Origin of the sequence: Micromonospora sp. NPDC049047, assembly GCF_040649135.1 — a bacterium.
In the GTDB taxonomy this organism is placed as follows: Bacteria; Actinomycetota; Actinomycetes; order Mycobacteriales; family Micromonosporaceae; genus Micromonospora.
Genome location: NZ_JBEZEY010000028.1, coordinates 26,502 through 45,873, shown reverse-complemented (window position 1 = coordinate 45,873; position 19,372 = coordinate 26,502). Strand labels below are relative to the sequence as shown.

The window sequence follows — 19,372 nt, the reverse complement described above, 5'->3', positions numbered from 1 at the left end:
AAGACAGAAGCCGCCGCCTTCATGCCGATCCGGCATCGCCCTCCAGTGCCCGCCACACCGGTCAACCCGACCCGGTCCCGCGAAGGGACCGTCGGCGCGGAACGCGTCATCCTCTCGGTCCATCGGATCGGTGTGGGTGGTCGCGCCCGGAGCGGACCGGCCGGCCGCCGATCACAGCCAGTCGTGTTCGCGGGCGTAGCGGGCCGCCTCGTGGCGGGTCCGGGTCTGGGTCTTGCGCATGGCGTTGGAGAGGTAGTTGCGGACGGTGCCCGGGGCGAGGTGGAGGCGGGCGGCGATGTCGACGACCGAGTAGCCCTGGCCGGTCACCCGCAGCACGTCTGCCTCGCGGTCGGTGAGGGGGTTGTCCTCGGTGACGGCGAGCGCCGACACGTCCGGGTCGATCCAGCGTTTCCCGGCATGCAGGGTGGCGATCACCGAGGTGATGTGGGCCGGTTCGGCCGACTTGCTGACGAAGCCCTGGACACCGAGCTTCAACGCCTTGCGCAGCACGCCGGGGCGGGCGTGCCGGGTCAGCATGAGGACCACCTGCTCGGGTCGTACGCGGCGGATCTCGGCGACGGCGCCGAGGCCGTCCACGCCCGGCATCTCCAGGTCGATGACCAGCACGTCGGGCTCGTGCCGCAGGGTGGCCTCGACGGCCGTCCGGCCGTCCTGCGCCTCGGCGAGAACGGTGACGTCGCCCTCCATCGGCAACAACGCGGCCAGGGCCGTACGCAGCAGCGCCTCGTCGTCGGCGAGCACGATGGTGGTCATCGGCCGTCACTCCGGTCCGCGCCGGCACGCGTGACAGGGAACGTCGCCGCCGTCCGGAACCGTCCCTGCTGCTGTTCCACGATCAGCTCCCCTCCGTCGCCCGTCACCCGCTGCCGGAGTGCCGCCAGTCCCCTCAGCTCAGGGGGCGAGGCGGCGGACACGCCGTCGTTGACGACTGTGATGCCCGACGCGGCGAGCGTGATCTGCACCTGGGTGGCCTGCGCGTGGCGCAGGATGTTGGTGGTGGTCTCGCGGAGCACCTGCCCGAGCAGTTCGCTGACGCGGGCGTCGACCTCGCCCTCCCGGGTCACCCGGACCCGGATGCCGGCGGCCTCGAACAGGTTCTTCGCGTTCTCGATCTCCGCGGTGAGGTTCAGCCGCCGCTGGCCGTACGCCAACTCCTTGGTCTGCGCGATGGTGTCGCTGACCAGCGCGTACGTCTCCCCCAGCTCCTTCTCCGCCCGAGCGGTGTCACCGCTCAGCAGGCGCTGCGCCAGGGCGATCTTCAGCTTGACGACGTGCAGGGTGTGCCCCTGGATGTCGTGCAGGTCGCTGGCGAACCGGACACGTTCCCGCATCACCGCGAGTTCGGCCTCGCGTTCCCGGGTCTGTTCGAGTTCCCGGATGAGGTCGAAGAACCGCTCGCCCACGATGGTGAAGATCGTCACGACGATGGTGAGGACGGTCGGGACGAGGACGTAGGTGAGCAGGACGTGACCAATGTCGTCCCGCTGCACCAGCAGCCGCGCCGCGCCGACGGCGGCGACGTAGGTGAAGAGCCCGGCCAGCGCCCACTTCCGGTGCCGTCGCACCTCGCGCATGGCGAGGGAGCCCACCGCGCAGAACCCCCAGTAGGCGTTGGGGCTGCCGCTCACCAGGACCCCCAGTGGCCACACCACTGCGGCCACGACCAGGCAGGGCAGCACGACCCTGGCAAGGTCGTTCGCCGTCCATCGTTCGAAGGCCACCAGCGCCGCCGCGGCGCCCGGCGCCAGGATGACCAGGTGCCACCAGCTACGCACGTCGGCGTAGAGCAGGACCACCGCGGCGAACACCACAGGGGGTAGCGACGTGGCGAGGTTGAGCCGGCGCAGCCTGCCCTGCGTCGACTCGGTGAAGCGCTGTGAGCTGGCGGTCACCAGACCAGTATCGGGCAGCGGGAGGCCGCTACCAGTGACACCACGTCACCTGCGGTGATGACATGGTGCCACTGACGGAACCGCCGCGCCCGCGCTGTCATTGGCGCATGTCCACCACACCCGTCATCGACGTAGAACGGCTGAACCTCACCTACGGCGACTTCCACGCCGTGAAGGACCTCACCTTCGCGGTCCGGCCCGGAGAGCTCTACGCACTGCTCGGCACCAACGGAGCCGGAAAGACCTCGACCCTGGAAGTTGTCGAGGGACACCGGAAACCCACCTCGGGCACCGTACGCGTCTTCGGGCACAGCCCCACCGACCGACGGTCGGTTCGTCCCCGGATGGGCGTCATGCTCCAGGAGAGCGGATTCTCCCCGGACCTCACCGTCCGCGAGTCCGTCGGTCTGGTCGGTCGGCTCACCCGCCGCGCCGACGACGTCGACCGGGTACTCGACCTGGTCGACCTCACCGACCGCGCCGGCCGCAGGGTGTCGCAGTTGTCCGGCGGGGAGAAGCGGCGGCTCGACTTCGCCACCGCGGCCTACGGCACCCCGGAGCTGATCTTCCTGGACGAGCCGACCACCGGCCTCGACATCCAGTCCCGCGACGCCGTCTGGGCAACAGTTGACCGGCTCCGGGAGAACGGTTCCACGATCGTTCTCACCACGCACTACCTGGAGGAGGCACAGCAGCGCGCCGACCGGATCGGGCTCATGCACCAGGGCACCCTCCACCGCGAGGGCACCGTCTCCGAGCTGACCCGCACCCTCCCCGGCGTGATCCGCTTCTCCCTCGCCACGCCGGTGCCGCCGGTTCCGCTGAAGGCCGACGTGAACGCCGACGGGAAGGTCACCGTCGAGTCCTTCGAGCTGCAGAAGGACCTACACCTCCTGCTCGGCTGGGCGCAGGACCACGCAGTGGAACTGCACGACCTGACGGCCGGGCCGACCCGGCTCGACGACGTCTTCCGCGCCATCAGCACCTGATCCGCTCATCCCGAAGGAGCCTCACCCGTGTTGTCCATCGCGTCCAGCGAGCTGATCCAGATCTTCCGCAACCGACTGATACTGATCACCAGCCTCATCATCCCGGTCGCGGTCAGCGTGTTCTTCGTGCGTCAGCACGAGACGTACGCCGCCCTCGGGAGCCTCGGCTACATCGCCGCGATCGTCACGTTCACAGTGGCCGCGTTCGGCCTCTACGCCACGGCCGTCACCACGCTGGCGTCCCGGCGGCAGAACCTCTTCCTCAAGCGGCTGCGCTCCACCACCGCGAGCGACCCCGGCATCCTCGCCGGCCTGCTGCTGCCCGTACTCGTCATCGCGGCGGTGCAGGTGACCGCGATCCTGACCGCCCTGGCCGTGGTCGCCGGCGGACCGTCGAACGTCGCCCTGCTGGTGGTGGCGATCCTCGCGACACTGGCCATGCTGATCGGCCTGGCGCTGGCCACGGCCGGGCTGACGAGCTCCCCGGAGCACGCGCAGGTCACCACCCTGCCCGTTACTCTCGGTCTGATCGCCGTGACCACCTGGGTGGGCATCTCCGGCACCGAGAACCTCGCCTGGCTCAAACGGCTGCTGCCCGGCGGCTCGGCCACCGAACTCATCATGAACGCCTGGAACGGCGGCGTCGCCGTGACCGACTCCCTGCTCCTGCTCGCGCCCACGCTCGGCTGGGTCGTCATCGCCGTCAACCTCGCCACCCGACTCTTCCGTTGGGAGCCCCGCCGATGACCAGCGACCCCACGCACGCCCCGACCCTCGCCGAAGATCTCCTCCTGCTTCTGTTCCAACCCGAATCCGGGACGACCGATCGCCGGGTAGAACACCCTCTTCTACGTCCTGGGTGGAGCCGTCCTCGCGGACCTCGCCCTCGGCGAGCACCTGACCACGACGGACCGAGGGCGGGTCGGCAGCGTCGCGGGCCACCCGTCGTCGGACAGTCTCCTGCGCCCGACTGGCGGTGGGTGTTCGGCCCGCACGTCCTCGGATCGGGGTCGCCAATCTAGCTCGGCGCGGATCTTGGTGGTGCTGCCCGGAGCGCGTTGTCCCGGCTCGAACCGTGGTCGGTGCAGGGGGTCAGTCGGCACGGGTGGTGCTCGGTGTGTCGCCGGCGGCGCGTCGATACCTGTCGGCCAGCGTCCTGAGGTGATTGAGGAGCTCCGGCGGCTCAATGACCTCGAAGTCGGCGCCGAGCAGACCGAACCAGACAGCGAGTTGCTCGAGGTTGTCAGATCCTGTGCGCACCCTGCAGCGATCTCTACCGATAAATTCGACGGGCCCTACTGCTGGTGGGAGTCTTTCAACGACGACTTCGGCGGGCAAGTGCACGATGATTGTCGCCCGGTGTCGCCACACGGCTCGACCGATCCCGCGCATGACGTATGCGCCAACATCCGGGTCCGGCAGCGGCCGGGCGAGAAACCGAGGTCCGTGCGGTAGACGCAAGGTCATACGGTCGACGCGGTAGGTACGCCAATCTTCCCTCTGGATGTCCCAACCGACGAGGTACCAGCGTCTCCCCCAGTTGACCAGGCGGTAGGGCTCGGCCTCACGGCGAGACTCTGAGGAGTCGTGGGAGCGGTAGTCAAAGCGCAGTCGTTGCCGGTCTCGGCACGCTGCGGCGATCTCGCTGAGCGCCGTCGCGGCAACCCGGTGATCGTCGTCGCCTGCCGAGACGGCGACACTGTAGGTCTGCAGCGCGTTGACTCGGTTACGCAGCCGGGCTGGCAGCACTTGTTCGAGTTTCGCCAAGGCCCGTGTGGAGGATTCCTCGATGCCGGCTACGGACGGCGTGCCGGTACGCAGTCTGATGGCGATGGCGACGGCTTCCTCGTCATCGAGCAGTAGCGGCGGGAGGACTGCGCCAGCGGCGAGGCGGTAGCCGCCGTCGGTGCCGAACGTGGCGTGCACCGGGTAGCCGAGAGCGCGGAGACGCTCGACGTCGTTGCGCACGGTTCTGGTGGTCACGTTCAGCCGCTCGGCCAGCTCGGTGCTGCTCCACCTGCGTGGGGTTTGCAGCAGGGACAGCAGCCGGAGCAACCGCGCCGATGTTTCCAACATGCCGGAAGTTTTCCACCCCAGTAGGAAACGGATGTTCCTACTTCGCTGCCAGAGTCTGCGACATGGACAACACGAAGGCACCACCGGGGCGCTGGCTCGGACTCGTTACTTTCCTCGCGGCCATGGTCATGAACCTGCTCGATGCCACTGCGCGAGCCTCGGCGTCGCGGCCCTCGGCACCATTTTCTTCGCCGTCGCCGGACCCGGGCTTCGGGTGACGGATTTCGTCGCGGCCTCACAAGAGTTCACCGTTGTCACGCTCGGGGTCACCATTTACGCCTTCATCCTGGCCTTCGTGAGCATCTGACAGCAGGCCCGAAACCTAATCCCACTCAGACCTCACCATTTTCTGGAGTAATCAATGATCCTCGTGACTGCGGCTACGGCACCCGTGGGCCGGTCCATCGTCGAGCAACTGGTGTCGGTCGGTAAGCCTGCACGGGCCCTGACTCGTGATCCGCAGCAGGCGGATCTTCCTGCCGGCGCTGACATCGTCGCCGGCGACATGAAGGACCCTGCGACCCTGCCGGCTGCGGTGAGGGACGTCGACGGGATCTTCGTCCTCGCCATGGGCCCTGGGGTGCCGGAGCTCATCGAGGCCGCGAAGAACGCCGGTGTCAAGCGCGTGGTGTTCCAGTCCACGGCGGAGATCGACGACAACGCGGAGCAGCAGCCCAACGACGTCGCGGCGTTCCACCACGGCATCGAGCAGGCGATCATCGACTCCGGGATGCAGTGGACCTTCCTGCGACTGGACATCAACTCCGCCGACGCGCTGCACTGGGCATTCGACGTCCCTGGGCAGCTCGCGGCCGGTGACGTCGTTCGAGGCCCCTACGCCGACGCCGCAGGCTCCCCGATTCACCCCGCTGACCTCGCCGGGATCGCTGTGGCAGCGCTGACCCAGGACGGGCACAGCCAGCAGCGTTACCACGTCACCGGACCGCAGTCGCTCACCCACCGGGAGCAGATCGAGCTAATCGGCAAGACGCACGGCCGTGAGCTGCGATACGAGGAGATCGATCCCGCGACCGCGCGGGCGGAGATCGCCCCGCACGCGCCTGCCGACCTGTTGTTCGCCACTTGGGAGACGCACGTCAACAAGCCGGCGCCGGTCACGGACACCATCGAGCGCGTGACCGGCCGGGCGCCGCGCAGCATGCGCGAGTGGGCCGAAGCGCACCCGGCCTAGCCTGATCCGAACCGGGCGACGGCGAAGCGCCGCCGCCCGGTCGAGCGGCCGCTACCACCAGCCGTGTGCCGGCGGCACGGGACCCGGTGCTCGCTGTCCAGCTCGGTGGCTACTCAGTCTGCGGTTCCGCTGGGTAGAAGCTGAGACATTCCTCGTACGATGCGAGGTCGCCGTCAGCCATGACCTGTTCCAACGAGCGGCTGGCGGCGTCCTTAGCGGACATAACGAGCCCATCGATGTACGGCCACGGCACGCGCAGGTCGCCCTGGACATGATCGACGCGGCGGTCCGGGCCGGGGTCCCGGCCGGCTGGGTCGCCGGCGACGAGGTCTATGGCGCCGACCCGGACCTGCGTGCCGGGATCTCTGCGACAACAGACCAGTCACGGACGCGCGCGCGGCAAGCCGCGGTTTCCGCCGGGTGAACCGTCCCGCGATCCGCTGTACGGCATCCTCGAACACCACCTGCCACCCGGCAAGGTCTACGCTATGACCTACGGCCACTGCACGATCTTCGGTTGTCTTCACAGACCATCGAGGATCACACGGTGGCTGCGCTCCACTTGCGGCGGCCCATGATGATGGACGTCCTCCCGGAGACCTCAGGTCCCCCTGATCTTGGACGTCCGTCAAACCTGGGCAGGCCCACGAACCATCCGGTGCCGCCCGGCTGCTGGTCGAGTTTAGAGACATCACCCGGTTCCCGAACCGGGCCTACTTCGCCTCCTGGAACGGCACCGCCCCCATCGAGTCCTTTGGCGACCGCCGCAGGTTCACCCACCACGACGGTGACCGCCAACCCCCGATGGCCTGGTCGAATTGACCCTGAGCGCCGTGCCGATTCGCAAACGTATCGACGGCCAGTGGAAGGACCTTGTCAGCCCTTAACGGATGGCAGAGGCGCTAACCGATGGTCAAGGTCAGCGGGTTCGAGATGCCGAGGCCGCCGTGGGAATCGTGGACCCGCACGGTGAAGGTGGACGACGTGCCGGCCGACAGGGCCGTCTGGAACTGGTAGCGCTGTCCGCTGTTGGTCGGCGTCGCGGCCAGCCGGGTTGCGCCGAGGTAAAACTCCACCCGGCTGACGAGGTCCCCGGGATCGGTGTCGGCGACGTCGGCGACCAGCGTGACGGTCGTCGGCTCGAGGAAGTAGGTCTGCCCGCCGGGGGTGCTCAACGCCACCGCCGGCGGGTGGTTGGTGCCGGTGGACGCCGGCGTCACCACCGTGACCAGCAACGGCGGCGCAGCGCCAGACAGCGACTGGTCGGTGCCGGCCGAGACGTACAGCACGAAGGTGGTGCTGGTGCCGGGCTCCCCGATCGGTGGTGTCCACAGCGCCTCGAACCGGTCACCGGTCGTCCTCACCCCCCGGGCCACCGTGACGCCGTCCACCCGGAACGACACCGAGGTGATGCTGTGTCCGCCTCCCACGGTCGCGGTCGCCGCCAGCGGGACGGTTCCCGGCGTGGTGTACACCGCGCCGGCGGTCGGGCTGAGCCAGGTGACGATCGCCGGATAGTCAGCGACCGGCGGTGTGGTCGTCCGGGTCGGCGTCACGCTGGGCAGGACGCCGCCGGTGCACGTGACGCCGTTGAGCGTGAACGACGCCGGTATGGGGTTGCTGCCCGACCAGGCGCCAACGAAACCGATGTTCGCGGAGCCATTGGTGCCCAGGGTCGCGTTCCAGCCCAGATTGGTCGCGCTGACCTGCTGGCCCGCCTGGGCCCAGGTGGCGCTCCAGGTTTGCGTGAGCCGCTGGTCGACTGCAGGGAACGCGAACCGCAGCGTCCACCCATTGACCAGGTCACCCAAGTTGGTGACCGCGATGTCGGCCTGGAAGCCACCGGTCCACTGGCTGGTGACGACGTAGTTCACCCGACACCCGGCCGCCGCGTTCGCCGCACTCGCGTGTGAGATCGCGGCCATCATCGCGACCACGGCAACAGCGATGGCGGCCACAGCAGTCAGCGACTTCCGCATGGCACACCTCGCCGTAGATAGCGAATCGTCTATGAATACGTCGACTGTCCTGCCGCTCCGCTTTCCTGTCAAGGCACGCACGGCAGTCCTGCCGCCGGCCGGACAACGGACAGCCCGCCCATGCTGATCGGCAGCGGCCACAGCGCCGAGCAGGCAGCAGAGTGGATAGCGCAGCTTCCCGCCTGGACCGCGACTGACCGCCAGGCCCTGGACGACTTCGCGTCAAAGAACGCAAGGAAGTGGGTGGACACGTCCCGGCAGAGACCCGAGTGCCGGGTACGCGACCCCTCAATCTGGACCGGCGAGTTAGCAGATCACCAGACCGACGGCCATCAGTCAGCCCTGATCCACAGCGCGGGGCACCCTCGTGATGTGGGCGCCGGTGCCGCTCTCCTGCCAAAGTGGAAGCTGGCCGACACCGGCTACCACGTGACGACGACCTACCGGGCCGATTCCGACGCAACTCCTCCATTGTCGTACACCGCGCGGCTTCTGACCTCCGGCGATGATGTCACCGCTATCGTCTCCAGGTGGGATGACACTGCGTAGCAACCGATCGGCGGCAGATCCGGATGGCCGGAACCGGTGAGCCCGCGAGGACGATGTAGTGGTGGCGCGTAGCGCGGTCCGGCAGAGCTCAAGCAATGCGGCACGTCGCGATGCTGCGGCCGGCTATGAGCCCAGGGCTACGCGGGTCGTGGCGAGGAAGGCGCCGCGCACTTCGTCGAGCTCGGCGTAAAGTCCATCCAAATTGGGCACGCCATCCCAAACGGCCCGATTGAGCCGCTCGAAGTAGACACGCGCGGCGGTATACACATCAACGGAGTACAGCACCTGAAGCATGCGTTCGGCGATCCAGAGCCGGTGCATTACCTCCTGGGCGGCAGTGCGCCGGAGGGCGGAACGGACGCCGACCTGGCCCGGGAGCACGCGGCCCGCTACCGGACCGCGATCGGCGGAGGCTCGGTCGCCTTCACCGATCCGAAGGCTACCGGCGTCCGAGCCGGACTCGCCGTCCAACCACACTCGGAAGGGTTGAGCCAACGGATCTGGTGGGGCTCATCCACCCGCTCCAGTGCCCGATGGGCTGGCGAACAGGGAATGAACCTGATGAGCAGCACCCTGCTGTCCGAGGACACCGGCATTCCGTTCGCCGAAGCCCAGGCAGAACAGATCGACGTCTTTCGCAGCGCCTGGCGGCATGCGGGACACACTGGTGAGCCTCGGGTCTCCGTAGCCCGCTCGGTCCTGCCCATCACCACGGAGCGCGACCGTCAGATGTTCGGCGCCGACATGGTCCACAGTGCGCAGGAACAGGTGGGTGTGCTCGGCGGTGCTGTTTCACGATTCGGCAAGAGCTTCATCGGCGAACCCGACAGAATCGCCCAGGAGTTGAGCGACGACGCAGCCGTGCGGGCTGCCGACACGCTGCTGCTCACGATCCCCAACCAACTCGGAGTCGACGAAAACCTGCGACTACTCACCACCATCGCCCAGACCATCGCTCCGGCCATCGGATGGCAGCCCTCTACCAAGTGACCTGAGCTCCACCCCCAGTTCAAAGGCCGTCTCCGCTAGTCGGAGACGGCCTTTCCCAATCTTGCCCGGCAGTGGACCCGGCCGAGAGATACTCGCCAATCCGCGCTACACGGGCCGGCAGGTCTGGAACCGGCAACCCGCGCACAACGGCACCGACGCCGCTGCGGACCCTGCGGACGAAGGATGGAATCTCACTGGATCAATCAACGCCCCGGCTACCGATGCCGCCACGGCCACACCAGCGCCCAAGCGCCCACCAACCGCCGACGCAAGATCCTCTACCTCAGGGAGGACCACATCATCGCCCGATTCGCCGCCCACCCCCGCCTCCCCGGCGGCATCGAGACTCCACACGACCTGGTCGCACTCCTGCGCAGGAGGAAGATCACCATCGTCTGCGACCAGGAGCACTGCACACCACCATAAAAGAATCCGCGCAGGTCAATCTGCGCGGATCATCATCAATTTGTGGTAATTATGTGTCCGAGGGCGACCCGACCCATTGCCCCACCGCCGATGACGCTCACCGCAACTCTAAAGCTCACGCAAGTCTAGCTGTGGTGGTGACTTCTTCGGCCGAAGAGGTCACCGTTCAGGAGGCCCTACTCAGAGTTTCGCCGTTGGTATCTGGGTCTCAGCTCGCGGGATCCATACCGACGCCACCGCGACGACAGCAGAGCCATGCATCGATGCGGTCTGGCCCCTGATTGGCGCCGGCAGGGCTTCAGTTCAACAGCCGGCACCAGTGAGGGTGGTCTAGTCGGACTGCTCGGCGGTCCGGCCCGCCTCGACGTACCGACCGTGCTCAACGAAGTCTGTAACGTCGGCGGCCGTCACCTCGTGGAGCAGCCAGCACTCGCGGTCCAAGGCGACGTGTCCGCCGTCCGGGGTGGGCACATCCGCAGCGATCTCCCGCCCGCACCGGTCGCAGTGGATCCGCGGCCGAAACCGGGGGCCCGGCTGAAGACGAACACCGGCTTCGCGGCGGCCCGCGTCATCGGCCGCACGGTCATCGCCAACGTCGCCGTGTCGATGGTCAGGTCGTGATCGCACCGCAGGCAGGTCCACCGGGCCTGCCGGACGCCGTCGCCGCTGGTGAGGTCGAACGGCACACCACAGTGGGGGCACTCCAGCCGGCACTGCCACGGCGCGGACGTCCCGTCCCCCGCGCGGGGAGCCGGCAGGAACAGCAGGGCCGTGCCGACGCCGACGACCGACTCCGGTGGGGTGTCCGGGGTGCCGTCACCGTGCCGTCGATGAGCCTGCGGCGGACGTTACGCCACCCCGGCTCGTCGATCGGCTGGCCGGCGAGTTGCCGCTCGGCGAGGTTCCGCAACACGGCCCGCCGCTCGTCGTCCGGATACGCGTCCCACAGTCGAACCCACAGCGGTGCGATCGCGTCGGGTGTCTCGTCCGACAGCAACGCCAGGGACACCTGCCCGCCATGGTCATCCGGGGCGACCGACAGCAGCCGGCGCCACACGACCCGCCACGCCGGGGTGGCGTCGACGGCGGCCAGCAGCCGGCGCATCGGTCCGGCCTCGTCGGGTCGGGTCCGCAGCAGCTCTTCCAGGTCGTCGGCGAAGCCGCACGCGCTGTGCAACGGGATCCCGCCGGTCAGGACCGCGCGCAGCGGTTCGGGGTCGGCGGGGTCGGCGGCGACCAGGCTGAGGGTGATCGGGCGCCACGCGGCGGTGCCACCACCGCGGGCCAACCAGCCGACCGCCACCGCGCGGAACGACGGGTCGCGGACCAGCGCGGCGCACGGCCCCTCCTCGACAGCGACTGCTTCGCGCAGTGAGCGGTCAGGGTGTGGACGCCTGCCGAACCTGCTCGAAGCGGAACTCACGAATGAAACAGTCTCGTGGTTGGCCGACCGCGAAAAGCACGCAGTCGATGACCGATCGCGCGGTGAGCTCGCTGTTTACCTGTCGGGGCCCGTCCTGAACGAAGTCCGGCGGAAAAAGTGAGATTACCCGGATCCCTTCTGGCCGGAGCCGGTGAGACAGGATCTCAGCAAATCCGGCGTGGGCATGCTTAGCCGCGTAGAACGCAGGATGTGCACCCGAGCGGCGGTGCCCCACCTCGCCGCACGCGGAGATCATGTTAACGATGTCGGGCCGCGACGATGCCCGTAGCAGCGGCAGTAGATTTTTGGTCAACAACATGGTGCCGGTCCCGCCCGCAGCCATCACGCTTTCGATCTTGTCGTCCGAGACGTCTCCCAGGTCGTCACCCTCGACGTATGGGGCACCATTGTTGATCAGCACATCGAGGTGCTTTGTCCGTTCGGTTACGGCACCGGCGAACGCGCGCACCGACTCCGGTACGGCGAGGTCGCAGTGAAATGCATCAGCCCGACCTCGTCCCCGCTGGCTGATCGCATCCGCAACATGCTCGGCCGCAGCCAGGTCGCGGGCCGAGAGGAAGACCTGTGCACCGCGCTCGGCGAACGCTTCAGCCAGTAGTCGTCCGGTGTCACGTGCGGCACCGGTGATGGCGACGCGCAGGCCGTCATGATTCATGGCCGAAGTGAAGCATCTGAACTCCGGTTGAGGTCAACAGAAACTTGCCAAGATCGGGCATCCGCTCTTCGGCTACCGGACCGGACGGCTTCGGCACCACTGCCGATTACTCACCGCGACGCCCCATTCGGCATGATCGAGTCTGTCAGCTCATCCACTACCGTCCGGGCTGTGGCAGCCACAGCAGCGGGACCGTTTCGTCGGACGCCGATCGAGCGGTCAGACCAACGGGTCGCATGGGACCGGACAGACCAGGCCTTCTTCGCCGCGGGAGCCTGTCACATCCTCGCCTGGGTTTGCCGGCAGACCTATTCAAACAGGCCCATCGAAATAGCTGGGGTGCGCCTCCCGGGTCAGCGGCAGGTCTTCCACACCTACGCCGCCTGGGGCGGCTGGGCGTTCGACCACTCAGGCTGGAATCCCGAGCCACAACTGCTGGCGGTCAACACGGACTTCGAAGGCCAACCGCTCACGCGCCTCAAGATCGCAGAGGATCTCGCTGATTTCTGCCAGAAGCACCACCACCGCATGCCGAACCAGTACTGGCGTGACCCGCTCCCCCGTGCGCGGGACTACATCGGCCGATACATCCCACCCTGGGCATAGCCCCTACCCGCACTCGCCCCGGCGACGCACATCTGCCGAGCGGGCACCGGCTGTTGACACGCCCGATCAGCGACAGGCCGGTGCGCCGGTGGGAGCCGTCGCGCTGATCCTGCGGCGACGGTGAAGAATCTGCGCGTGGATGTTGCCGAACTGCTCCGTCGAGCTGCGGCCATGGTCCCGGCGGACGTCGTGAACGAGGCCGGCGTGACGGTGGTGGACGTACGCGAGTACCTCGACCACGACGAGTGGGAGATCGCGCTCGACCTCCTTGCAGACCTCCACACGGGTTGGCGACCGCCGACCGCTTGGTGGGATCTACTGATCGACAGTGCCGAGCTGATGTGGCTGCCCGACGCCGCCGCGTGGTGCCACTGGGCCCGCTGGGAGAGCATCCACGGAACTGTCCGCGCCGAGTTGCGGCTCCTGTCGGCCACCGAGGGTGGCCGGCGAACACCGATCCCGGGCAAGGGCATCCTCCGACCGCTGTGGAACCTCGGCCGGTGTACAGCCGCGGGCGATCCCGATCTGCTCGTGGCACGTGTCTGGGTGGAGTCCGCGCCAGCGTTGCCACCAGGTGCCACAGGGTCGGTCCGCCTGGGCCCACTGTCCCCCGCCCTCTGGCGTCACCTGCAGCCGGGCATGACGATCACCATGTACGAGGGCCGACCCGCGGTAGGAACGGCCACCATCATCGAGGTGTCGATCGCGCGTTGACATCGGCAATGAGCGGACGCTGCCTCCTGCCATCACCGGCAAGATCCGGTCCGTCGCCGTTCCAAGCAGAACAGGTCACCGCCGAGGGCAAGCTACGCCGCCTCACCGGACGCCAGACAATGAGCCCCGACGAGATCCGCCACATCGCGGAAACCCTGGGAAATATCACCGCAGTGCTCCACGACGCCGACCCCGCCGACAAGGCCCTGATCTACCGCGAACTGGGGCTGAACCTGACCTACCGGCCGACAGCCCGCACGGTATCCGCTCAGGTAAACCCAAGTGGATCATGTACTAAATTGTGGCCGAGGGGCGACACGGTCCTTTACCCCACCGCCGTTGGCGCTCGGCGCAACTCTGAAGCTCACGCAAGCTCAGCTACGGTGGTGACCTCTTCGGATCCGCCAAAGAGGTCATCACAGAGGATGCGCTGTCACGGTGCCTCGCCCACGGCGACCACCTGCACCGGTACGACGCGCTCCCCGGCTTGCACGCCTCGAAATCGAGATCGTCGCGCGAAGGATCAAGCGGACGGGACCGCTGGTCGCCTCCGGAGACTGAGCGCGGCTTGCTTTCAAGCGCGCTCGAAGCTCTAGCGTCGGCGCCATGACCACGGCGAACGAGACGAAGACATGGATCATCACGGGAGCGAGTTCGGGCCTCGGTCTGGGGCTCGCCGAGGCGGCACTCGAGGCTGGCGAGCATGTGATCGGGACCGCGCGACGGGTTGACCGCTTCGACGGGCTCAAGGCGCGGTACGGGGATGGGCTCCTCGCTGTCGAGCACGATGTGCGCGACACTGCCGGAGCGGCCGGGGTCGTGCAGCGGGCGCTGGAGTTGTTCGGGCGCGTCGACGTACTCGTCAACAATGCCGGCGCCGGACAGGTCGGTGCCGCCGAAGAGATCACGGACGCCGCGCTGCGGGCCATGCTCGAGCAGCATCTGTTCGGCCCGGCCGCCTATGTGCGTGCCGTTCTGCCCCACCTACGGGAGCGTCGCTCTGGTGCGATCGTGCAGATGAGCAGCCAGGGTGGGCGGATGTCGTTCCCCGCCGTCGGCAGCTACTCGGCCGGCAAGTTCGCCCTCGAGGGCTGGTCGGAAGCGCTGGCGGGCGAGGTCGCACCGTTCGGCATCCGTGTCCTCATCGTCGAACCCAGTCGCTTCCGCACCGCGTTCAACGCCGCGGGTGTGCTCAACACAGCGCGGCGGAGCTCGATCTACGACGGGGTCACCGGTGCGGTGCGCGGGAACATGGAGGGGGCCGACGGCATCCAGGAGGGCGACCCGGCACGCGCCGCCCGGGTGATCCGGGACATGCTTGACACACCCGAGGCGCCGCTGCGGCTCCCGCTCGGTGCCGAGGCGGTTCGCAACCTCACCCGCGTCTACCGTGGGGCGCTCGACGACGTCGAGAAGTGGGCGTCGGTGAGCGAGTCGGCGGACTTCCCAGGCATACCGCCCGCGGTTCGCGCGTTCTGATCGCCGTACGCTGACGGCCATGGCCACCGAAGCGCTGATCGAACGCATCCTCGCTGCCAGCGACGGGCCGTCCTCCTCGACGATCGACGCGCTGCACGAGTTGCTCGACGACGCCCCCATCGAGGCCTCGACGGTACCCAGGAGTGTCGCCGAGGCGGCCCGGCTTGTCGGCCTGTCGACGCACACCCTCCGGTACTACGAGCAGGAGGGACTCGTGCGTCCCGCCCGCAACGCCTCCGGGTACCGCGAATACTCCGCAGCCGACCTGCGCCGCCTCGTCTTCCTCACCCGGATGCGCCTGTCCGGCATGACCATGACCGATCTCAAACGCTACATCTCGCTCGTCGAGCAGGGCCCGAGCACCGTCACGGAACGCCGACGCATCATGCGCGACCAGCACGACCGGATCACGCGGCAGATCCGTGAGCTCAGGCTGGCGCTGGAGACCACCGAGTACAAGATCCGCGTCTACGACGGGCACCCGGAAGGCTGACCCACTCGAGCCGTGACGGTCCCCGAGCGTCCGCACGCCTCGGCGATTCACTCGGTCACTGACTCCGTTGCTGTACACAAGCAGAGAAGGCCACCGGCCTGCCCATTCGGGCGGCTGCCAAGTGACTCCTTGCGATGAAATCATGATCGGGTGACGCCCTTCCACATCGATGTGCCCGAAGCCGTCCTGGACGACCTGCGGGCTCGGCTTTCGCGGACAAGGCTCGCGCCAGCCGCCCCAGGAGAGCCGTGGGCCGCCGGCACCGACCCTGGGTACCTGGCAGATCTGGTGCGGTACTGGCTCGATGGATTCGACTGGCGTGCGGTCGAGCGTGCCCTCAATCGGTACCCTCAGTTCGTCACCACGGTCCGAGGCTCGCCGGTCCACTTCGTTCATGTTCGCTCAGCATCGCCCGACGCTACGGCGTTGGCCCTGACCCATGGCTGGCCCAGCACCTACACGGAGATGCTGCCCCTGGTGTCCCGGCTCGCAGACTTCGACCTCGTCATACCGAGCCTGCCCGGCTTCGTCTTCTCCGGTCCACTCGCCGAGGGCCCGACGACCGAGGCGGCTGTCGCGGACGTGTGGGCTGAGCTGATGACCCGTTTGGGCTACGACCGCTTCGGCGCCTACGGTGGCGATATCGGGTCCGGCGTGTCGACGTGGCTCGGCGCCCGCCACGCAGATCGGGTCATCGGGGTCTTCTCGCAGCACATCAAGTTCCCACCAGCGGACCGCAGGGGCGACCTCAGCCCAGCCGAGGAGGCGTTCATCGCCATGCTCGACGCGAAGGCCCAAGATGACTGGGGCTACGGAATCCTCCAGGAAACACGGCCCGACACCCTTGCGGCCGCGCTGAGCGACTCGCCGTCCGGACTGGCCGCATGGATCATCGAGAAGTACCAGCGCTGGAGCGACTGTGGCGGCGACATCTCCCGCCGGTTCGGCTTCGACGAGCTGCTGACCACCGTGATGCTCTACTGGGTCACCAACTGCATCGGCACGTCCTTCCGGCCCTACCGTGACGACCGCCAGGCCCCACATCTGCCAATGGTCACCGCGCCCGCCGGCATCACGGTCAGCGTGGAGGACGCCGGCCTGCCCCGGTCGTTCGCCGAACGCACCTACGCCAACCTCACCCACTGGCACGAGCCCAGGATCGGCGGCCACTTCTTCGCCCAGGAAGAGCCCGATCTGCTCGCTGCCGACCTGCGCGCCTTCTTCAGCCCGCTGCGATAATCCAGGAGCTCAACCGGCGGCACTGCTGCTGGTTCTGGTCAGGGTGCAAGGCCGGCCTGGATCGCCAGGATGGCGGCTCGTTCCTTGCGACCTGCGGGTTCGTCTAGTACCGGTAGTCCTTGCTCCGGGCCGTCAGCCGGTAAACGCCCCTTCCTGCCAGCGTGCTCCGACACGGCGTTCGTTGCCGTAGTTGCAGGCCACGACGGGACCCGCCATTAACCTTCCCCGGTTCACGTGTCATGCGGTTGAGGAGGGTGCCTTCGCGGCGCCACGGGTAGGGCCGTGTTCGCGGAGCATGGTCAGCAGGCCGGGAAAGCGTTGTTCCACCTCGGCGTAACGTAGCGTGACGAGTCGGCGGGTGCCGTTGACGCGCGTGCGGATCAGGCCGGCATCGCGCAGGACCTTGATGTGGTGCGACAGCGTTGACTTGCCGATGGTGACGCCAGTGTCCTTCAGGACGTCGCTGCCGCAGGTCCAGTCCCCAGCGGCGACGAAGGCGCGCACGAGCGTAAGCCGCACCGGGTCGGCAAGCGTGCTGAGCACGACGTCGATCGTCACGGTCTCGATGGCGGGTTCGATCACCTCGGTCACGAGACGAAGCCTAGCCAGACGTTGCGAAAGTTCGACTCCCATCGTACTGTTCGACGCGCCTCGAACAGTACGATGCAGATCGAACATTGGATGGATCATGAAGGCGATTATCTACCGCGACAACGGCGGCCCCGACGTTCTCCAACTCGTCGAACGTGACCGGCCCACGCCGGCACCCGGCGAAGTCCGCGTCCGGGTTGCCGTGTCCGGGTCAACCCGACCGACTGGCAGGCCCGCTCCGGCGTCGCCCACCGCAAGCTGTTCTCCGAGATCACCCCGCACCTCGACGGTGCCGGTGTGATCGACGCCGTCGGTGACGGCGTCGACCCGAGCCGGGTCGGTCAGCGGGTGTGGCTGTTCATGGCCGCCGCGGGGCGGCCCACCGGCACCGCCGCCGAGTTCACCGTCGTACCCGCCGATCAGGCCGTGCCGCTGCCAGACGAGGCCGGCTTCGACGCCGGCGCCCACCACGTCATCAACTATCGCGAGGGCGACCCGGCCGCCGCCATCCGTGCGATCGCCCCGGACGGCGTCGACATCGTCGCCGAGGTGGCGCTGGGCGCGAACCTAACTCTGGATCTGGCCGTGCTGCGTACCCGCGGCACGATCGCGACGTACGCCAACCAGGGCGGACAGGCGGTCGAACTGAACGTGGGGCAGAACATGGTGCTGAACACGCGCCTACAGTTCCTGGTGCTCTATACGGCTGGCCCGCAGGCGCGCGCCGCAGCCGTCGAGGATGTCGCCGTCGCGATCCGCGACGGCGCCCTGCCGGTCGGCAAAGAACATGGCCTGCCACTGCACCGCACCGCCGACGCTCACCGAGCGGTGGAGACCGGCGCGGTCGGCAAGGTGCTGGTAGACGTCACGCCCTGACGTTCAACCAGCTACCGCATCTCCGACTCGCATCGGCTGCCGGTCCGCTCATCGGCTCCGCGTGCCACAGGATGTCGGGAGGAACTACGGTACGTGATGGCACATCGCTTGGCGGCCCACGATCGGCAGCAAAGCGGATGATCGATCATGCTGCGGTCGCCGGCTACTGCCGGCGGGGGGGTACGTTGCTGATCATGCGAGCTGTGCAGTGCGTCCGTTTCGGCGGTCCCGAAGTTCTGGAGATCGTCGATGTGTCGGAGCCGATGGCGGTCCATGGGCAACTGCTCGTCGACGTGAGTGCGGCAGGGGTTAACTTTGCCGACACCAGCCGCATTGCCGGGTCGTACCGTCCGGTGCCGGAGCTGCCATTCATCCCGGGCACTGAGGTGGTTGGGCGAGTGAGCGACGGTCGTCGGGTGCTCGCACCGATTTTCGGCGGTGGTGGCTTTGCCGAGCAAGCGGTCGTGGAAGACGCGGACGCCGTTGTGGTGCCCGACGGGGTGGGCGACGCCGAGGCGCTCGCGCTTCTCGTTCAGGGCCTGACCGCCTGGCATGTATTGAGAAGCTGTGCGCGGATGCGTCCCGGTGAGAGCGTTGTCGTCAACGCCGCGGCCGGTGGTGTCGGCTCGCTTGCTGTGCAGCTCGCCAAGCACTTCGGTGCCGGGCGTGTGATCGCGACAGCCTCTACGGACGCTCGACGTGACCTGGCCCTCTCCTTGGGTGCGGACGTCGCCGTGTCCAGCGACCCGGACTGTTACGCCGAGCGGGTCCTGGAGGCCAACGATGGCATGCCGGTGGACGTTGTCCTCGAGTCGATTGGCGGCCGCGTGTTCAGCGCCGGCCTCGAAATCCTGGGGAACTTCGGACGTCTGGTCACCTTCGGGAATGCCTCCCGCGAGGGCTGTCCACCTGTCGATCCGAGCGCCCTCGCGGACCGCAACACCGCCGTGATGGGCTTCTGGCTACGCCCGGCCCTCACCGTTCCCGGCGCCTATGCGGAGCCGTTGGCCGAGATGTTCGCGCTCACGGCTGCCGGAGTGCTGAAGCCGATGGTCCATGCGGCATATCCCCTGGAGGACGCCCGCCGCGCTTTCGAGGACCTCATCGCCCGCAGAACCACCGGCAAGGTAACCCTGCGTCCCTGAGACTTGAGCCCGATAA

22 protein-coding genes and 1 pseudogene are annotated in these 19,372 nt (G+C 67.8%); 15 read left to right on the top strand and 8 right to left on the bottom strand.

What is annotated here, in order from left to right:
* Window positions 1-171 precede the first annotated feature (171 nt).
* Complete coding sequence (locus AB0B86_RS30040; RefSeq protein ID WP_357412095.1) at window positions 172-774, bottom strand: response regulator transcription factor; 603 nt, start codon at window positions 772-774, stop codon at window positions 172-174.
* Entirely contained in the window at window positions 771-1,913 is a 1,143-nt protein-coding gene (locus AB0B86_RS30035) for a histidine kinase (protein WP_357420256.1), read from the bottom strand. The genes AB0B86_RS30040 and AB0B86_RS30035 overlap by 4 nt, the downstream gene beginning before the upstream one ends.
* A gap of 107 nt (window positions 1,914-2,020) precedes the next feature.
* Here AB0B86_RS30035 and AB0B86_RS30030 point away from each other — a divergent pair, with 107 nt between their 5' ends.
* Both AB0B86_RS30030 and AB0B86_RS30025 read left to right on the top strand, forming a co-directional pair.
* Window positions 2,021-2,902: an ABC transporter ATP-binding protein gene (locus AB0B86_RS30030; RefSeq protein ID WP_357420255.1), complete on the top strand. Its 882-nt coding sequence runs from the start codon at window positions 2,021-2,023 to the stop codon at window positions 2,900-2,902.
* 27 nt (window positions 2,903-2,929) lie between these two features.
* Window positions 2,930-3,649 carry an ABC transporter permease gene (locus tag AB0B86_RS30025; RefSeq protein ID WP_357420254.1) on the top strand — a complete coding sequence of 240 codons (720 nt, stop codon included), beginning with the start codon at window positions 2,930-2,932 and terminating at the stop codon, window positions 3,647-3,649.
* Between the two features lie 345 nt (window positions 3,650-3,994).
* On the opposite strand, the gene AB0B86_RS30020 is transcribed toward AB0B86_RS30025, so the two are convergent.
* The gene (locus tag AB0B86_RS30020) at window positions 3,995-4,978 is read right to left on the bottom strand and encodes a YafY family protein (protein WP_357412091.1); all 984 of its coding nucleotides are present in this window, start codon (window positions 4,976-4,978) and stop codon (window positions 3,995-3,997) included.
* Here AB0B86_RS30020 and AB0B86_RS30015 point away from each other — a divergent pair.
* The 3 genes from AB0B86_RS30015 to AB0B86_RS30005 all read left to right on the top strand — a co-directional run bounded on the left by AB0B86_RS30015 (window position 4,977) and on the right by AB0B86_RS30005 (window position 6,992).
* Window positions 4,977-5,285 (top strand): hypothetical protein, encoded by a 309-nt coding sequence (locus tag AB0B86_RS30015; RefSeq protein ID WP_357412090.1) that lies wholly within the window; start codon window positions 4,977-4,979, stop codon window positions 5,283-5,285. The genes AB0B86_RS30020 and AB0B86_RS30015 overlap by 2 nt on opposite strands.
* Before the next feature lie 54 nt (window positions 5,286-5,339).
* On the top strand, window positions 5,340-6,170 hold the full coding sequence (locus tag AB0B86_RS30010) for an NAD(P)H-binding protein (protein WP_357412089.1): 831 nt from the start codon (window positions 5,340-5,342) through the stop codon (window positions 6,168-6,170).
* 669 nt (window positions 6,171-6,839) lie between these two features.
* Window positions 6,840-6,992, top strand: coding sequence for a hypothetical protein (locus tag AB0B86_RS30005; protein WP_357412137.1), 153 nt, complete (start codon window positions 6,840-6,842; stop codon window positions 6,990-6,992).
* Between the two features lie 80 nt (window positions 6,993-7,072).
* Here AB0B86_RS30005 and AB0B86_RS30000 read toward each other — a convergent pair whose 3' ends face one another.
* Window positions 7,073-8,290, bottom strand: coding sequence for a cellulose binding domain-containing protein (locus AB0B86_RS30000; protein ID WP_357420253.1), 1,218 nt, complete (start codon window positions 8,288-8,290; stop codon window positions 7,073-7,075).
* Here AB0B86_RS30000 and AB0B86_RS29995 point away from each other — a divergent pair.
* Window positions 8,270-8,698, top strand: coding sequence for a hypothetical protein (locus tag AB0B86_RS29995; protein ID WP_357412087.1), 429 nt, complete (start codon window positions 8,270-8,272; stop codon window positions 8,696-8,698). The two genes, AB0B86_RS30000 and AB0B86_RS29995, sit on opposite strands and share 21 nt — an antisense overlap.
* A 123-nt stretch (window positions 8,699-8,821) precedes the next feature.
* On the opposite strand, the gene AB0B86_RS29990 is transcribed toward AB0B86_RS29995, so the two are convergent.
* On the bottom strand, window positions 8,822-9,019 hold the full coding sequence (locus AB0B86_RS29990; RefSeq protein WP_357420252.1) for a hypothetical protein: 198 nt from the start codon (window positions 9,017-9,019) through the stop codon (window positions 8,822-8,824).
* Between AB0B86_RS29990 and AB0B86_RS29985 the strand changes: the two genes are divergently transcribed.
* A complete protein-coding gene (locus AB0B86_RS29985) occupies window positions 9,014-9,688 on the top strand; it encodes a hypothetical protein (RefSeq protein ID WP_357420251.1) in 675 nt (224 codons plus the stop codon). The two genes, AB0B86_RS29990 and AB0B86_RS29985, sit on opposite strands and share 6 nt — an antisense overlap.
* 183 nt (window positions 9,689-9,871) lie before the next feature.
* Complete coding sequence (locus AB0B86_RS29980; protein WP_357420250.1) at window positions 9,872-10,114, top strand: hypothetical protein; 243 nt, start codon at window positions 9,872-9,874, stop codon at window positions 10,112-10,114.
* Window positions 10,115-10,724: 610 nt separating this feature from the next.
* On the opposite strand, the gene AB0B86_RS29975 is transcribed toward AB0B86_RS29980, so the two are convergent.
* Together AB0B86_RS29975 and AB0B86_RS29970 are read right to left on the bottom strand one after the other, a co-directional pair.
* Window positions 10,725-11,537 carry a hypothetical protein gene (locus AB0B86_RS29975; protein WP_357420249.1) on the bottom strand — a complete coding sequence of 271 codons (813 nt, stop codon included), beginning with the start codon at window positions 11,535-11,537 and terminating at the stop codon, window positions 10,725-10,727.
* Entirely contained in the window at window positions 11,494-12,213 is a 720-nt protein-coding gene (locus tag AB0B86_RS29970) for an SDR family oxidoreductase (protein ID WP_357420248.1), read from the bottom strand. The genes AB0B86_RS29975 and AB0B86_RS29970 overlap by 44 nt, the downstream gene beginning before the upstream one ends.
* Before the next feature lie 171 nt (window positions 12,214-12,384).
* Here AB0B86_RS29970 and AB0B86_RS29965 point away from each other — a divergent pair, with 171 nt between their 5' ends.
* The 5 genes from AB0B86_RS29965 to AB0B86_RS29945 all read left to right on the top strand — a co-directional run bounded on the left by AB0B86_RS29965 (window position 12,385) and on the right by AB0B86_RS29945 (window position 16,744).
* Window positions 12,385-12,819, top strand: a complete 435-nt coding sequence (locus tag AB0B86_RS29965) for a hypothetical protein (protein WP_357407198.1) — start codon at window positions 12,385-12,387, stop codon at window positions 12,817-12,819.
* A 135-nt stretch (window positions 12,820-12,954) separates the two neighbouring features.
* Window positions 12,955-13,533 (top strand): hypothetical protein, encoded by a 579-nt coding sequence (locus tag AB0B86_RS29960; RefSeq protein ID WP_357407200.1) that lies wholly within the window; start codon window positions 12,955-12,957, stop codon window positions 13,531-13,533.
* Between the two features lie 606 nt (window positions 13,534-14,139).
* Window positions 14,140-15,012 (top strand): SDR family NAD(P)-dependent oxidoreductase, encoded by an 873-nt coding sequence (locus tag AB0B86_RS29955; RefSeq protein WP_357407202.1) that lies wholly within the window; start codon window positions 14,140-14,142, stop codon window positions 15,010-15,012.
* A gap of 19 nt (window positions 15,013-15,031) precedes the next feature.
* On the top strand, window positions 15,032-15,505 hold the full coding sequence (locus AB0B86_RS29950; RefSeq protein WP_357407204.1) for a MerR family transcriptional regulator: 474 nt from the start codon (window positions 15,032-15,034) through the stop codon (window positions 15,503-15,505).
* A 150-nt stretch (window positions 15,506-15,655) separates the two neighbouring features.
* Entirely contained in the window at window positions 15,656-16,744 is a 1,089-nt protein-coding gene (locus AB0B86_RS29945) for an epoxide hydrolase family protein (RefSeq protein WP_357420247.1), read from the top strand.
* 237 nt (window positions 16,745-16,981) lie between these two features.
* Here the strand turns inward: AB0B86_RS29945 and AB0B86_RS29940 are convergent, their stop codons facing one another.
* On the bottom strand, window positions 16,982-17,335 hold the full coding sequence (locus tag AB0B86_RS29940) for a helix-turn-helix domain-containing protein (protein WP_357420246.1): 354 nt from the start codon (window positions 17,333-17,335) through the stop codon (window positions 16,982-16,984).
* 97 nt (window positions 17,336-17,432) lie between these two features.
* Between AB0B86_RS29940 and AB0B86_RS29935 the strand changes: the two are divergent.
* Window positions 17,433-18,211: pseudogene (locus AB0B86_RS29935) on the top strand (zinc-binding dehydrogenase).
* A gap of 194 nt (window positions 18,212-18,405) precedes the next feature.
* Entirely contained in the window at window positions 18,406-19,356 is a 951-nt protein-coding gene (locus AB0B86_RS29930) for an NADPH:quinone oxidoreductase family protein (protein WP_357407210.1), read from the top strand.
* The last annotated feature ends 16 nt before the right edge of the window (window positions 19,357-19,372 follow it).